Source organism: Afipia sp. GW821-FHT04G03 (genome assembly GCF_059419985.1).
This window is the reverse complement of record NZ_JBWKSV010000001.1, coordinates 439,504-454,571: the sequence shown is the minus strand read 5'-3', so window position 1 is coordinate 454,571 and position 15,068 is coordinate 439,504. Positions and strand designations below refer to the sequence as shown.

At 63.4% G+C, this 15,068-nt stretch carries 9 protein-coding genes and 1 pseudogene; 4 read left to right on the top strand and 6 right to left on the bottom strand.

Annotation, left to right across the window (positions count from 1 at the left end; genetic code table 11):
• Positions 1-29: 29 nt before the first annotated feature.
• Genes AC07UB_RS02250 through AC07UB_RS02230 form a run of 5 tightly spaced genes read right to left on the bottom strand, consistent with a single transcriptional unit; the run spans position 30 to position 11,087 of the window.
• The gene (locus AC07UB_RS02250) at positions 30-1,961 is read right to left on the bottom strand and encodes an ABC transporter ATP-binding protein/permease (protein WP_492789236.1); all 1,932 of its coding nucleotides are present in this window, start codon (positions 1,959-1,961) and stop codon (positions 30-32) included.
• Positions 1,962-2,015: 54 nt separating this feature from the next.
• On the bottom strand, positions 2,016-5,120 hold the full coding sequence (locus AC07UB_RS02245; RefSeq protein WP_492789237.1) for an efflux RND transporter permease subunit: 3,105 nt from the start codon (positions 5,118-5,120) through the stop codon (positions 2,016-2,018).
• Position 5,121: 1 nt separating this feature from the next.
• Positions 5,122-8,274: an efflux RND transporter permease subunit gene (locus tag AC07UB_RS02240; protein WP_492789238.1), complete on the bottom strand. Its 3,153-nt coding sequence runs from the start codon at positions 8,272-8,274 to the stop codon at positions 5,122-5,124.
• Positions 8,275-8,308: 34 nt separating this feature from the next.
• Positions 8,309-9,676, bottom strand: coding sequence for an efflux RND transporter periplasmic adaptor subunit (locus tag AC07UB_RS02235; RefSeq protein ID WP_494652297.1), 1,368 nt, complete (start codon positions 9,674-9,676; stop codon positions 8,309-8,311).
• Positions 9,666-11,087 (bottom strand): efflux transporter outer membrane subunit, encoded by a 1,422-nt coding sequence (locus tag AC07UB_RS02230; protein WP_494652706.1) that lies wholly within the window; start codon positions 11,085-11,087, stop codon positions 9,666-9,668. Before AC07UB_RS02230 ends, AC07UB_RS02235 begins: the two co-directional genes overlap by 11 nt.
• Before the next feature lie 306 nt (positions 11,088-11,393).
• Between AC07UB_RS02230 and AC07UB_RS02225 the strand changes: the two are divergent.
• The 4 genes and pseudogenes from AC07UB_RS02225 to AC07UB_RS02210 form a co-directional block, all read left to right on the top strand.
• Positions 11,394-11,567: pseudogene (locus AC07UB_RS02225) on the top strand (DUF1365 family protein); the annotation flags it as partial.
• A gap of 53 nt (positions 11,568-11,620) precedes the next feature.
• The gene (locus AC07UB_RS02220; protein ID WP_494652299.1) at positions 11,621-11,812 is read left to right on the top strand and encodes a DUF1365 family protein; all 192 of its coding nucleotides are present in this window, start codon (positions 11,621-11,623) and stop codon (positions 11,810-11,812) included.
• Positions 11,813-11,824: 12 nt separating this feature from the next.
• Positions 11,825-13,054, top strand: a complete 1,230-nt coding sequence (locus AC07UB_RS02215) for a class I SAM-dependent methyltransferase (protein WP_494652301.1) — start codon at positions 11,825-11,827, stop codon at positions 13,052-13,054.
• Positions 13,055-13,205: 151 nt separating this feature from the next.
• Entirely contained in the window at positions 13,206-14,246 is a 1,041-nt protein-coding gene (locus AC07UB_RS02210) for a cysteine synthase A (protein WP_494652302.1), read from the top strand.
• 74 nt (positions 14,247-14,320) lie between these two features.
• Here AC07UB_RS02210 and AC07UB_RS02205 read toward each other — a convergent pair whose 3' ends face one another.
• Positions 14,321-15,061 carry an amino acid ABC transporter ATP-binding protein gene (locus tag AC07UB_RS02205; RefSeq protein ID WP_492789243.1) on the bottom strand — a complete coding sequence of 247 codons (741 nt, stop codon included), beginning with the start codon at positions 15,059-15,061 and terminating at the stop codon, positions 14,321-14,323.
• Between the last annotated feature and the right edge of the window lie 7 nt (positions 15,062-15,068).

The following is a 15,068-nucleotide window of genomic DNA, read 5'->3' as shown; positions in this document are numbered from 1 at the left end:
GCAGCAACCGGCAAGTCGCTCGCGGCCCATCAGGCCGCCTGCTTCGGCGGAGGCGCGGCGCGCCCACGCAGCCAGCGGCCCAGCAGACGCCGGCGTCCCCCGCGCGGGATCAGATCGATGTCGCTCACGAGCTTGGCTCCGCCCTTGCGGCGTTCGAGCGTGATCTTCCGCGAGTGAAACGCCTCCAGTTCGGCGCGATGCGCGACACTGATGATGGTCGCGTCCTGCAGTTCCTCGTTGAGCAATTCCATCATCCTGTCCTGCCCGCGCGCGTCCAGCGCGGAGGTCGCTTCATCGAGCACGATGATGTCGGGCCGATGCAGAAGCAGACGCGCGAAGGCCAGACGCTGTTTCTCGCCGCCGGACAACGTCTGGTCCCACGGCGCCTCGTCCTCGATCTTCTCCTTGAGATGCGCGAGACCGACCTTGTCGAGCGCCTCGCCCATTTGCTCGATGGTCCAGTCCTCCGCCGCTCCTGGATACGCCACCGCGCGCCGCAGCGATCCCGACGGCACATAGGGTTTCTGCGGCAGCATGAACATGCGGCGGTCGGGGTGAAAGTCGACACTGCCGTCGCCCCACGGCCAGAGCCCGGCGATGGCGCGCACCAGCGTGCTTTTGCCGGTGCCGGATTCACCCGCCACCAGAACCCGCTCGCCCGGTTCGATTAAAATTTCCGACTGGCCGACGACGGCAGTGCCGTCATCGAGCGTCACCGACAGGTCGTTGAGGCGCAGCGCTGCCGTGCCGGTGGTCTCGCCGCGCTTGATCCGGTTGTGACCCTCGCCAAGCTCGGCGCGCTCAAGCCCGTCGAGCGACATCATCAGGGAAGCGATCCGGCGCGCACCCGCGTTCCACTCGGCAAGGCGCGGATAGTTGTCCACCAGCCAGCCGAAGGCATGCTGAACGATGGTGAACGCGGACGCGGCTTGCATGACCTGCCCGAGCGACATGCTGCCCTCGAGGAATTTCGGCGCGCAGAGCAGGATCGGGATCACCGGCGCGATCAGGCTCGATCCCTGCGACACGACCGTGGTGCGCATGTGCTGGCCGCAGAGCCTCGCCCATTGCTTCAGGACGTTGGTCAGCGATTTGTCGATCCCTGAGCGTTCCTCTTCCTCGCCGCCCAGCAACGCGATACTCTCGCCATTCTCGCGCACGCGCGTCAGGGCGTAGCGATACTCGGCCTCCGCCTGGTTCTTGCCTTCGGAGACAGCGACGAAATTCCGGCCGATGACCATCATCGAACCGCTCGCGATCACTGCATAGATAATCGCCGCGACGACGAGAAAGCCGGGAATGATGATCGTGCTGCCCGCGACCGACAGTGTCAGCGCGCCGCCGATCGTCCACAGCACGATGATGAACGTGGTTGCCGAGAGAAACGCCTGCGTTACGCCGGCGGCAAAATCGACCGGCGCGTCGGTGGCGACGCGCAGATCCTCGGCGATGCGGTATTCCGGATTCTCGTGATCGCCGCCGACCAGATTGAGCTGGTAATAGCGACCGTTCGTGAGCCAGCGGGAGACGACGGAATTCGTCAGCCACGCGCGCCAGCGGCGCTGGATCGTCATGCGCGCGAAGACCTGCGTGACGCCAACCACGATGCTGCCGACGGCCAGCGGGAAGAACAGCGCGGTCAGATGAAAAACCTGACCGGCGTCCTTCTTCTCGATGGCGTCGAAGATCGCCCTGTTCCAGACGTTGATGCCGTACTGGAAAGCGATCTGAATGACGATAAGCGCCAGCAGCCCGCCCGAGAGAGCCCAACTCAGTCTGCCGCCGTTCTTCCCCCAAAATCCGCGCGCGCTGATCCAGAACCGCGTCAGCAGATAATCGCGTCTGATCTCCTCGGCTTCTTCGGGCGACAGTTCGGGATCGGGTTCAAGGATTTCGGGCGGCGGAGGCTCGACTGATTGTCCGTTTTCGGCGGCAACATCCTGTATTGGCGGCTTATTCATGCCCGACAACGCCAAGGGAACTCCAAAGTTCCCCCAGCATGTGCACCGCCGCGATTATTCGGCGGGCGCCGTCGCGGGCAGCGGCCTGGGTCTCTCCCGGCCCCGCAGCCGGTCGATCAGCAGGTAGATCACCGGCGTCGTGTAGAGCGTCAGGATTTGCGAGACGATGAGCCCGCCGATGATGGTGATACCGAGCGGCCTGCGCAGTTCGGTCCCCGGCCCTGTCGCAATCACCAGCGGCACAGCGGCGAGCAGCGCCGCCATCGTGGTCATCAGGATCGGGCGGAAGCGCGCCAGACTGGCCTCGAAGATCGATTCCTCGGACGACAGACCTCGCTGCCGTTCGCCTTCAAGAGCGAAGTCGACGATCATGATGCCGTTCTTCTTCACGATGCCGATCAGAAGAATGATGCCGATGAAGGCGATCACCGTCAGCGGCGTGTTGGTGATCTGCAAGGCGAGCAGCGCGCCAAGCCCGGCCGGCGGCAATGTCGAGATGATGGTCAGCGGATGCGCGAGGCTCTCGTACAGCACGCCGAGCACGATATAGACGGCGATCAGCGCGCCGAGAATGAGCAGCGGCTGACGGTTCGCGGTTTTCTGGCTGTCGGCGGCATTGCCCGCGAATTCGCCGCGGATGCCTTCGGGCATGTGCAATTCCTCGACCGCGCGCGTGATGTTGTCGGTCGCGGTTTGCAACGGCACGTTGGGCAGCACGTTGAACGAGATCGTGTTCGAGGGGAACGAGGCCTGATGATAGACCGACAGCGGCGACAGCCCGCGCTCCATCTTCACCACGGCGGACAGCGGCACCTGCGCATCGCCCGCACCGGCGACAAAGATCTTGTCCAGCGATGACGGATCGCCCTGCAACCGCTGATCGACCTCCAGAATGATCTGATACTGGTTTCGCTGCGTGTAGATGGTGGAGATCTGCCGCTGCGAGAATGCGTTGTTCAGCGCATTATCGATGTCCTGAGCCTGAACGCCGAGGCTTGCCGCCTTCTGACGGTCGATCGACAGGTTCAGCGCAAGTCCGCCGGCCTGACGGTCGCTGGAGACGTCGGTGATGCCCTGCACATCTTCCATTTTCTTGGCGACAATCGGCGCCCACTTGGCCAGCAAATCGAGATCGGAACTGATGAGCGTGTATTGATAGTCGGAGTCGCTCTGCCGCCCGCCGGCGCGCAGATCCTGCGCCGCGAACATGAACAGCCGGATGCCCGGCACCGAGCCCAGTTTCCGCCTGAGGCGATCGATGACGTCCTGCGTGCTCAATCCGCCCCGCTCGTCCGGCGATTTGAGGCTGATGAACATGCGTCCGGTATTGTTGCCGCCGAAACCGCTGGTGCCGCCGATGCTCGATCCCACGCCGTCGACGGCGGGGTCCGCGACAACGATGTCCGCGATCTGCTGTTGCAGACCGAGCATGGCCTGAAACGACACATCCGGCGATGCGCGCGTCGATCCGATCACGAGACCGCTGTCGTCCTGCGGGAAATACCCCTTCGGCATCTTGATATAAAGCGTGACCGTGAGCGCGATGGTCGCGAAGAACACCAGCAGCGTCAGAAAAGGAAACCGCAGCACCACGCGCAGGGTTCGCTCATAGAACCGCACGATGGCCGACAGGCTGCCTTCGACCACGCGATCGAACCGCGTGGCGTCCGGCGAGATCGTGCTCTTGATGTAGTGCGCGCAGATCATCGGCGTGACCGTCAGCGACACCACCATCGACACCAGAATGGCGAACGTCAGCGTGAGTGAGAACTCGCGGAACAGCCGCCCGATGATGCCTTCCATGAAAATCAGCGGCGTGAACGCCGCCACCAGCGATACGCTGATCGACAGCACCGTGAAGCCGATCTGCTTCGCGCCGAGCAGCGCCGCCTGATAGGGCTTCATGCCCTCCTCGAGATTGCGGTACATGTTCTCGATCATGACGATGGCGTCGTCGACCACGAAACCGACCGACACCACCAGCGCCATCAATGAAAGATTGTTGATCGAGAAGCCCGCGACCCACATCAGCGCGCAGGTGCCCGCCAAGGCCAGCGGCACCGAAATCCCGGCCGCGATGGTCGGCGTCGTGCGGCGGACGAACACGAACACCACGAGCATCACCAGCAGCGCTGTGGCCCCGAGCGTCCACTCCATGTCCTCGACATTGGCCCGGATCGTTCCGGTGCGGTCCGACAGGATCGAGATGTCGATCCCGCCCGGAATCCACTGCTTCAGTTCCGGCAGCAGCTCCTTCACGCGGTCCACCGTCTCGATGACGTTGGCGTCCTGCTGCTTCGTCACCGTGATCAAAACCGCCGGCTGCTTGTTGAACCATGCGAACGAACGGCTGTTGCGGGTCGCGTCGGAGACGTCGGCCACGTCGGCGAGCCGCACGAAGTTGCCGCTCGCGCTTTTAATGACAATGTCGCGGAACTGCGCGGCGGTGCGCATCTGCGGATTGGTCGCGATGGTCTCGCCGAGAACCGGGCCGTTGAACGCACCGACCGGCCCGATGGCGTTGGCACTGACGATGGCCTGACGAACATCGTCGCTGGCGATGCCCGCCGTGGACAACGCGCCGGGATTGAGCTGGATGCGGACTGCCGGCTGATCCGCGCCGCTGACCGTCGCTTCGCCGACACCCGGCACCTGCGAAATACGCTGGGCAATCACGGTGTCCGCGACGTCGTAGATCGCGCTCGACAGCATGGTCTTCGAGGTCAGCGCGATGATCAACACTGGCGACGCTGCGGGATTGGCTTTTCTGAATCGTGGCAGCGTCGGCAGGTCGGTCGGAAGGTCCGCGAGCGACGCATTGATCGCGGCCTGCACGTCGCGCGCGGCGCGGTCGATGTTGCGGCCGATGGCGAATTGCAGCGAGATGTTGGTCGAGCCGAGCGAACTGGTGGACGTGATTTGGTCGATGCCGGCGATTTCACCGAGCCGCCGCTCCAATGGAGCTGCGACGGTCGAGGCCATGATGGTGGGATCGGCACCGGGGCGCGATGCAGAGACGCGGATCGACGGGAAGTCGACGGACGGAATGCTTGCGACCGGCAGGAACTTGTAGGCGACCGCCCCCACCAGAAACAGGCCGATGGCCAGCAGTGTGGTGCCAACCGGCCGCCTGATGAATGGTTCGGAGAGCGATGCCATCTTATTGCACCCCCTCGGTGGCTCCCGCGATCGGAGGCGACGGCTTGCCGGACTCGTCAGGCGGCACCGCAGCTTCGATCCGGCGATTGATCCGGTCGAGCGCGAGATAGATGACGGGAGTGGTGTAGAGCGTGAGGATTTGCGACACGATCAATCCGCCGATGATCGATACGCCGAGCGGGAACCGTAATTCCGAACCCGTTCCGCTTTCAAGCGCCAGCGGCAGCGCGCCGAACAGCGCCGCCAGCGTTGTCATCATGATCGGGCGGAAACGCAGGAGGCACGCCTGCACGATGGCGTCGTAGGCCGACATGCCGCGATGGCGCTCAGCCTCAAGCGCGAAGTCGATCATCATGATCGCGTTCTTCTTGACGATGCCCATCAGGAGAATGATGCCGATCAGGCCGATCACCGACAGATCCTGTCCGCACAGCATCAGAGCCAGAATTGCGCCGACACCGGCGGACGGCAGCGTCGACAGAATGGTGACGGGATGGACGTAGCTTTCGTACAGCACGCCGAGCACGATGTAGATCGTGACCAGCGCGGCCAGGATCAGCCACGGCTGTCCGGACAGCGACTTTGCGAATTCAGCCGCATCGCCCGAATAAAGACCGACGATGTTGCCGGGCATCCCGATCCGGGCTTCGATCTCGGCCACCTTCTCGACTGCATTGCCGAGCGCTTCGCCCGGCGCGAGATTGAACGACAGCGACACCGCCGGAAACTGCGACTGATGCGAGATCGACAGCGGCGCGGTGGTGCGCACGATGCTGGCGACCGCGTCGATCGGCACCTGCGCGTTCGGCGCGCCCGAGGCCCCGGCCGCGCCCGGCACATACAGTTTCGACAGCACGGACGGATCGCGCTGATATTCCGGCATGGCCTCGAGCACGACACGGTACTGGTTGGCCTGACCGAAAATCGTCGAGATCTGACGCTGGCTGAAGGCGTCGTTCAGCGTATCGTTGACGGCCTGCACCGAGACGCCGAGCTGGCCCGCGCGCTGGCGGTTGATATTGACCAGAGCGCGAAGTCCGCCTTCCTGGCCGTCAGACGACACGTCGCGGAACATCGGATCGCGCCGCATCTCCTGCACGAGCTTGTTCGACCATTCGATGACGGACGGCGCGTCCGTCGCGGTCAATGTGTACTGATATTGCGACCGGCTGGCCCGCGTGCTGATCTGGATGTCCTGCACCGCCTGGAAATAGACGGTCATGCCAGGAATGGACGCCACCCGCTCCTTCAACCGGTTCACGACCACGGCGATGTCGGTCTTGCGTTCGCCGCGCGGCTTCAGCGTCAGGACGAGACGCCCGACATTGGTGGTCGGGTTCACCGAACCTGCGCCGATCACGGACACCACGCCGGTGATGTCGGGATCGGCCTTGATGGCGTCGGCGACCTGCGTCTGCCGCAGGCGCATATCCGTGAACGAGACCTCCGGACCGGCCTCGGTGACCGCTGTGATCGACGCCGTATCCTGCAACGGCAGGAAGCCTTTCGGCGCGACCACGTACAACGCGAGCGTCGCGATGATCGTGAGAAACGTCACCACCAGCGTCGCGCGCTGATGCCGGAGCACCGAGAGCAGCGTCCGGTGATAGAAATCGACCATCTTGTCGATCCAGCCGCTGACCGTGGCCAGACCCGGCACCCTGAATTCCTCGTGGTGCATCTTCAGCAGCCGCGAGCACATCATCGGCGTCAGCGTCAGCGACACGACCATCGATGTGACAACGGCAATTGTGAGCGTCAGCGCGAACTCCCGGAACATTCGCCCGACAAGGCCCGACATGAACAGCAGCGGAATGAACACCGCGATCAGCGAGACGGTCAGCGAGATCACGGTGAAGCCGATTTCGCTCGCGCCCTTTAGCGACGCCTCCATCGCGCTCTCGCCGTTCTCCATGTGACGAACGATGTTCTCGATCATCACGATGGCGTCGTCGACCACGAAGCCGGTACCGATGGTCAGCGCCATCAATGAAAGATTGTCGAGGCTGAAACCGGCGAAGTACATCACGCCGAAACTGGTGATCAGCGACAGCGGCAGCGCCACGCCCGCGATCAGCGTCGCGCGCAGCGAGCGCAGGAAGATCAGCACCACCAGTGTGACGAGTGCGACGCTCAGCACCAGCGTGAACTGCACGTCGTGAACAGATGCCCGAATGGTGACGGTGCGGTCGCTGACCACGGTCAAGTCCACGCCGGCGGGAACGGCCTTCTGGAGTTTCGGAATCTCTTCGCGGATCTGCCGCACCACCTCAATGACGTTGGCGCCGGGCTGGCGCTGGATCTCGATGACGACCGCAGGCTTGCCTTGATACCAGGCGCCGGTCTTCTCGTTCTCCAGACCGTCGATGATCCGGGCGACATCGCCGATGGTCACGGGCGAGCCGTTGCGATAGGCGATGATGATGGGCTTGTAGGCGTCGGCGGTGGCGATCTGATCGTTGGCCGCAATGGTGTAGGCCTGCTGCGCGCCGTCGAGCGAGCCCTTCGGCCCGGACACGTTCGCACCGGCAATGGCCGTGCGCAGATCCTCCATCGAGATGCCGTAGGCGGAGAGTCTCGCGAGATCGGCCTGCACGCGAACCGCGGGCTTCAATCCGCCGAGAATGGAGACGCGGCCGACGCCGGAAATCTGCGCAAGGCGCTGCGCCATCATGGTGTCGGCGATGTCGCTCATCGCGCGCAGCGACGAGGTCTCCGACGTCATGGCGAGCGTCATGACTGGCGCGTCGGCCGGATTGACCTTCGCGTAGGTCGGCGGATACGGCAGGTTCTTCGGCAGCACGCCTGCCGCGGCGTTGATCGCTGCCTGCACGTCCTGCGTTGCGCCGTCGATGTCGCGGTTGAGATCGAACTGCAATGAAATCTGGCTGACGCCGAACGAACTCACCGAGTTCATCGACACCAGTGACGGGATCTGCCCGAGTTGCCGCTCCAGCGGCGCGGTCACCAGCGAGGCGGCGACATCGGGACTCGCGCCCGGCAATTGCGTCGTCACCTGCACCGTCGGAAAGTCGACCTGCGGCAGCGCCGATACCGGCAACGCCCAGTATCCAAGGCCGCCGCCGATCAGAAGCGCGATGCCGAGCAGCGACGTTGCAATCGGCCGATGGATAAATGGTTCCGAGACGCTCATCGATGCGCGCTCACAGGTTCGAATTTAGCCGGGCTCATTGCGGCGCTTTCGCGCCGCCGCCCGTTTGCTGTTGCCCGCCTTGCGGCGAGGCCCCCTGTTCTTTTTGCCCCTGTTCCTTTTGACCGTTGCGCCGTTCGCCGTTGCCGCGCTGGCCTTTTTCCCCCCGGCCTTCGCGCTTGCGCGGCGCAAGGTCCGGCGTCGGTGCCTGATAGTCCTTGCTGATGGTCACCTTCGCGCCATCCGACAGGTTGGCGAAACCGGTGGTGACCACGCGATCCTCGACCGTGATGCCCGATGCGATGACGGCGTTGGTTTCGGTTTGCAGCGTGACGTTGACGGTCTTGGCGGTGACGATGTCGTCGTTGCCGATCACATAGACGAACGTGCCGGCCGGACCGCGCTGAACCGCAGCGGTCGGAACCACGACAGCCTTGTCCAGCGTCTGCACTTTCAGGCGGACATTGACGAATTGTCCTGGCCAGAGCTGAAAGTTGGCGTTCGGAAACTCGGCCTTGATCTTCACGGTGCCGGTGGTCTGATCGACCTGATTGTCGATGCCGCTCACGGTGCCGGTGTCCACGACGGTCTTGCCGTCGTTGCCGAACACGTCGACTGCCAGCGGTCCCTTCGCCGACGCCGCATTGACGCGGACGATCTGCTGCTGCGGCAGGCTGAACTGAATGGAGATGGGCTGCAGCTGCGTGATCACCACGACGCCGGTCGCGTCCGAGGTCTGGACGATATTGCCCTGATCGACCTGACGAAGTCCGGCGCGGCCCGACAGCGGGGCGATGATCTTGGTGTAGCCGAGCGTGGCCTGCGCGTTGTCGATCGCCGCCTGATCGGATTTCACCAGCGCTTCAAGTTGTGCAACGAGCGCTTTCTGGGTGTCCGCCTGCTGCGCCGAGCCGGCCTTGGCTGTCGCCAGTTGCTGATAGCGCACCAGATCCGTTCGCGCGTTGGTGAGCGTCGCCTCGTCCTGCGCCTTCTTGGCGACAGCCTGATCGTACTGCGCCTGATAGATCACCGGATCGATCTCGGCCAGCACGTCGCCCTTTTTGACGTCCTGACCTTCCTTGAAATTCACCGACAGCAGCTTGCCGTTCACCTGCGCGCGCACGGTCACATTGTTCAGCGCGCGGACGGTGCCGACGCCGTCGAGATAGACCGGCACGTCCTCGATGCGCGGCGTCGCCGCGAGCACCGGAATCGCCTGATCGGGCCGGGTGCGGGTCGCGGTCTGACCCGGCTTGTAATAGGTCCAGGCGATGTAACCGAGGCCGCCGATGATGAGCAGCCAGACCGCGATCGAGACGGTGCGCCGCCGCGCGCCGGAAGCCACGCGCGCCACGCCCTCACCGGCCGCTTTGGCCTTTTCGTTCAGCTCGGGCTTAAAGAGCATCCACCGGCCCTTCCGTCTTTGGCGACCAACCGCCGCCCAATGCCTGATAGAGAGTTACGACTGCAAGCAGCCGCGCGAGCTGGAACTGCGCCAGCGAATCTTCAGCCTGAAATAACGTCAATTGGGTGTTTAGCACAGTCACGATGTCGGCTGTTCCGGCGCGAAGCTGCCGTTCGGACAGCTCGAACGCCCGGCGGGACGACGCCACCACGATGCGCTGGAGCCGCAGCCGCTCGTTGGCCTGCTTGAGCGTGGTCAGCGCGGTGTCCACGTCGCTGAAGGCCGACACCACGGTCTTGCGATAGGTCTGGAGCAGTTCATCCTGCCGCGCTTTCTGCAGATCGAAATTGGCCTGGATGCGGCCCGCGTCGAAGATCGGCTGGGTCAATCCCGCAGCCATGTTGAAGAACGCCGACTGCGGCGTGAACAGCGCGGCCAGCGCCGCGCTCTGGTAGCCGCCCTGCGCGGTCAACTGGATGCTAGGAAAAAATTGTGCCCGCGCGCTACCGACATTTGCCGTCGCCGACGCAAGCTGGTTTTCCTGACGCCGGATGTCCGGGCGCTGCGTCAGCAACTCGGACGGCAGTCCGGGCGTCACGCGGGGAATGGCAAGCGCGCCGAGCGATCCGCCGCTCAGGCGCACACGCTCCGGCGGACGCGCGACCAGCGTCGCCAGGATGTTCGCGTTCTGCGCCAGCGCCTGCCGCAGCGGCGGAATCGATGCCTTCTGGTTGGCGAGCAGGCTTTCCTGTTGCGCCAGATCGAGATCGGAGCCGGTGCCGGCATCGACGCGCGCCTTGATCGCGTCAAAGATGCGCTGCGCACTGGCGATGTTGCGCGTCGCGATGTTGATGCGTTCCTGCGCCGCGACCACCTGGAAATAGGCATTGGCGACACTTGCGAGCGTGGTCAGTGCGACCACATCGCGATCGAAGCGGTTGGCATTCGCGGTTTCTTCCGCGGCCAGCAGTGCGTCGCGGTTCTTGCCCCAGAAATCGATCTCGTAGCTCGCGCTCAGCGAGGCGGTGTGGTTGGTGACCTCGCCCCGGCCGCCGATGGTGCTGCCGGAGGTCACCACACCGGTGTTGCTCGACGACCGCGAGCGCGACCCGGAGAAACTTCCCGTCACGTTCGGCAGCAGCGCCGCACCCGCCGTCTGCGCCAGCGCGTCTGCCTGCCGGATTCGGGCAACTGCGGCGGCAATGTCGAGATTGACCGTCTGTGCCTCTTCCATCAGGACGGTCAGTTCTTTGGAACGAAAGCCGCGCCACCAGTCCAGCGCCGGCGGCAAGTCGGCCACGGAACTCGTCGCCGATTTGTAGGCGGCCGGGACGTCCAGCGCCGGGTCCGGCAAATCGGTCGTCAGAATGCAGCCGCCCGACGTGGCAGCCACCGCGAGTGCCGCGCACATCGCGAGTGAGGACCACGGGAACACTCCGCGCCTTGACTTCAGGGGCAACACGAACACCGGGGTGAACACTCTCCGAGGGGCCAGAATCTCATTCCGAAGGCCAGAATCTCATTCTAGCTGGCCGTTTGAACGGCGCACAGGGATGTTCAGGCGCCGCCCCCAACACAGCCGCAATCTGTGTTCGTTCGGTGTCACATCCGGAAATGCGACTTAGGCCTGCAAATCGAGGGTTTTCGGCGGCCGCCCGCGAAAAACGCTGCGTTCTCTTACGAAGAATTCATCTCGGAATCGCTCTCGGGACCGCGCATTGGCCGGCTCGGCAACGTCGGGCACACCGGCCTCAAGCCCATAACTCGAAGATTCGTGGGCCATCGGTTCAGCTACGAGGTCACGAGCCTGCTTATCGGTCTCGACAGGCTGGACCAAGCGGATCGCCAGTCGCGCCTGTTCGGCGTCAACCGCGCGGCGCTCGACAGCTTTCGTCCTTGCGCGCTCACGCCCGGCGCACACGGTATCGATCTCATCGACTGAAAATGCTGCTGCGAACGTTCGCTGCGCTGCCGTTCGTGACCTTCAAAATCATGGCGGCGATTCACCGGGAGGCCTTGCGTCTTTGGTTCAAAGGCGCGAAACTTGTGACAAGACGAACAGCAAAGGACAGTTCGGCGGATCAACGGCCGACACACGCGAGCAGAAGATTTGGACACAGAGCCATATCCCACTGACGGAATTGCGCGATGTCTGACCTGATGATTCTTACCCCCGACAATGTCGAGGTGGCCCTGCCGGACGTGCCAAGACTGGTCCGGTTTGCCTTCAGCTTTTGCTCGAAACTCCGCCGCGGTACGCTCGACGTTACGCTGCCCGATGGCCGCATCGTGCGCTTCGGCGGGCTGGAGCCCGGCCCGGCCGCCGAGATGACGATCTACAATTACGAGTTCGCGCGGCGGCTCGCGCGCGGCGGCGACATCGGCATCGCGGAATCCTATCTGCGCGGCGAATGGGACACGCCGAACCTGACGCAGTTTCTCTACGTCTTCTGCGTCAATCACGATCTGATTCAGACCATGCTCGGCGACAAGCCGGTCGCACGTTTCGTGCAGTTGGTCCGCCACTGGTTCAACCGCAACACCAAACGGCAGGCGCGCCGCAACATCTACGCGCACTACGACATCGGCAACTCGTTCTATTCGGCATGGCTCGATCCGAGCATGACCTATTCGTCAGCGCTGTTTGAGGACGGCACCAGCGATCTGACCGCCGCGCAGCACAACAAGTACAAGCGCCTCGCCGAAGCAATCAACCTTCAGCCGGGCCAGACCGTGCTCGAGATCGGCTGCGGCTGGGGCGGGTTCGCGGAATATGTCGCCAAGAACTACGACACCAAGGTCGTGGGCCTGACCATCAGCACCGAACAGCGCGATTTCGCGCAGAAAAGGATGCAGGCCGCGGGCCTGGGCGACAAGGTCGAGATCCGGTTTCAGGACTATCGCGACGAGCGCGGGCAATATGACCGCATTGCGTCCATCGAGATGATCGAGGCTGTCGGCGAGCAGTTCTGGCCGCAGTATTTTACCCAGTTGCGCGACCGGCTGGCGCCCGGCGGCTTCGCCGGAATTCAGGCCATCACCATTCAGGACAAGTTCTTCAACGCCTACCGGCGCGAGGTCGATTTCATCCAGCGCTACGTTTTCCCCGGCGGCATGTTGCCGTCGCCGCAGGTGCTGAAGAATCTCGGCGAGAAGTTCGGCGTTCCTGTTATCCGCGAGCGCATTTTCGGAGAAGATTATGCCAAGACGCTCGCGACATGGAGAGACAATTTCCGCGCGGCGTGGCCCAACCTGATGCCGCTCGGATTCGACGAACGATTCCGGCGGCTGTGGGAGTACTACCTCGCCTATTGCGAGGCCGGATTCCTGTCCGGCAACATCGACGTGCGTCAGGTCGTGTTCGCGAAAGCCAAGTAACCGGTTGCTTTCGGCTTTACTGTGCTGGAACGTCGGGCAGATCTCGCCTGCGCGGGCCACCCTTGTCGGACCGGCGGGCGGCATCTAGGTTGAGGACAGTCATTCGCCCTCCCTTGCTCCCGACACATCCGGTCCCAGGTCCTTCGCAATCATGCACATTCGCAAAGACGTCATCGACGCCATCGGCAATACCCCGCTCATCAAGCTGAAACGCGCGTCGGAAGCGACCGGCTGCACCATCCTCGGCAAGGCCGAGTTCATGAATCCCGGCCAGTCGGTGAAGGATCGCGCCGGCAAGCAGATGATCCTCGAGGCGGAGAAGCGCGGCGAACTGAAACCCGGCGGCCTTGTCGTCGAAAGCACCGCGGGGAATACCGGCATCGGTCTTGCCGTGGTCGCGGCCGCGCGGGGCTATCGCACCATCATCGTCATTCCGGAAACGCAAAGCGAGGAGAAGAAGGACGTTCTGCGCCTGCTCGGCGCCGAACTGGTCGAGGTGCCCGCGCTGCCGTTCAGCAATCCGAACAATTACCAGCATGTCGGCCGCCGCCTCGCCGATGAACTGCGCAAAACCGAGAAGAACGGCGTGCTGTTCGCGGACCAGTGGAACAACCTCGACAACCGCAAGGCGCATTACGTCTCGACCGGTCCGGAAATCTGGGACCAGACCGGCGGCAAGGTCGACGGCTTCATCTGCTCGATCGGCAGCGGCGGCACGCTTGCGGGGACGGCGACATTCCTGCGCGAAAAAAAGAAGGATATCATGATCGGCGTCGCCGATCCGCGCGGCGCGGCGATGTACAACTACTTCGATCACGGCGAGGTCAAGTCGACCGAGGGCGGATCGGTCACCGAAGGCATCGGCCTCGGCCGCGTCACCCCGATCATCGAGGACGTCAAGGTCGACAAGGCCTATCTGATCGAAGACTCGGAAGCCGTGCCGATCGTGTTCGATCTTCTCGAGCACGAGGGCATCTGCGTCGGCGGCTCAAGCGGCATCAATATCGCGGGCGCCATCCATCTGGCGAAGGATCTTGGTCCTGGCCACACCATCGTGACCATCCTTGCCGACTACGGCACGCGGTATCAGTCGAAGCTGTTCAACCCGGAATTCCTGCGCTCGAAAAACCTGCCGGTGCCGGCATGGCTGGAGCGCAAGAGCACGATCAAGCCGCCGTTCGAGAAAGCGTGAGTCATTAAAGCGACGTCATTTCTGGATTCCGGGCCCGCGTGAAGAACGCGTCCCGGAATGACAACTTGGGCGGTTCACCGCAAAATCTGACTGAGAAACAGCTTCGTCCGCGCGTGCTGCGGATTGGAGAAGAACTTGTCCGGCGTGTTGGCCTCGATGATCTGGCCGGCGTCCATGAACACGACGCGGTCGGCGACCTCCTTGGCGAATCCCATCTCGTGCGTGACCACCAGCATGGTCATGCCCTCCTTCGCGAGGTCCACCATGGTGTCGAGTACTTCCTTGACCATCTCGGGATCCAGCGCCGAAGTCGGCTCGTCGAACAGCATCACCTTCGGATTCATCGTCAGCGCGCGTGCAATCGCGACACGCTGCTGCTGACCGCCTGAAATCTGGCCGGGATATTTGTCGGCCTTGTCCGGAATCCGCACGCGCTCAAGATATTTCATCGCCGCCGCCTCCGCATCCTTCTTCGGGATGTTGCGCACCCAGATCGGCGCCAGCGTGCAGTTTTCCAGCACCGTCAGGTGCGGAAACAGATTGAAACTCTGGAACACCATGCCGACCTCGCGGCGCACGTCATCGACGCGGCGCAGGTTCGGCCCGAGTTCGATGCCATCGACCACGATGCGGCCTTCCTGAAATTCCTCCAGGGCGTTGATGCAGCGGATCAGCGTCGACTTGCCCGAGCCCGACGGTCCGCAGACCACGATGCGTTCGCCGCGCCCGACCGTGAGGTCGATGTCGCGCAGCACATGAAAATCACCGAACCACTTGTTGAGGCCGGAGATGCTGACGATGGGATCTGCGCTCATGATTTCA

What these genes read in the sequence shown, in the direction of transcription:
- AC07UB_RS02250 (WP_492789236.1), bottom strand. Translation starts at nt 1,961, where the DNA reads ATGAATAAGCCGCCAATACAGGATGTTGCCGCCGAAAACGGACAATCA.
- AC07UB_RS02245 (WP_492789237.1), bottom strand. Translation starts at nt 5,120, where the DNA reads ATGGCATCGCTCTCCGAACCATTCATCAGGCGGCCGGTTGGCACCACA.
- AC07UB_RS02240 (WP_492789238.1), bottom strand. Translation starts at nt 8,274, where the DNA reads ATGAGCGTCTCGGAACCATTTATCCATCGGCCGATTGCAACGTCGCTG.
- AC07UB_RS02235 (WP_494652297.1), bottom strand. Translation starts at nt 9,676, where the DNA reads ATGCTCTTTAAGCCCGAGCTGAACGAAAAGGCCAAAGCGGCCGGTGAG.
- AC07UB_RS02230 (WP_494652706.1), bottom strand. Translation starts at nt 11,087, where the DNA reads ATGTGCGCGGCACTCGCGGTGGCTGCCACGTCGGGCGGCTGCATTCTG.
- AC07UB_RS02220 (WP_494652299.1), top strand. Translation starts at nt 11,621, where the DNA reads ATGCTGCTGCGAACGTTCGCTGCGCTGCCGTTCGTGACCTTCAAAATC.
- AC07UB_RS02215 (WP_494652301.1), top strand. Translation starts at nt 11,825, where the DNA reads ATGTCTGACCTGATGATTCTTACCCCCGACAATGTCGAGGTGGCCCTG.
- AC07UB_RS02210 (WP_494652302.1), top strand. Translation starts at nt 13,206, where the DNA reads ATGCACATTCGCAAAGACGTCATCGACGCCATCGGCAATACCCCGCTC.
- AC07UB_RS02205 (WP_492789243.1), bottom strand. Translation starts at nt 15,061, where the DNA reads ATGAGCGCAGATCCCATCGTCAGCATCTCCGGCCTCAACAAGTGGTTC.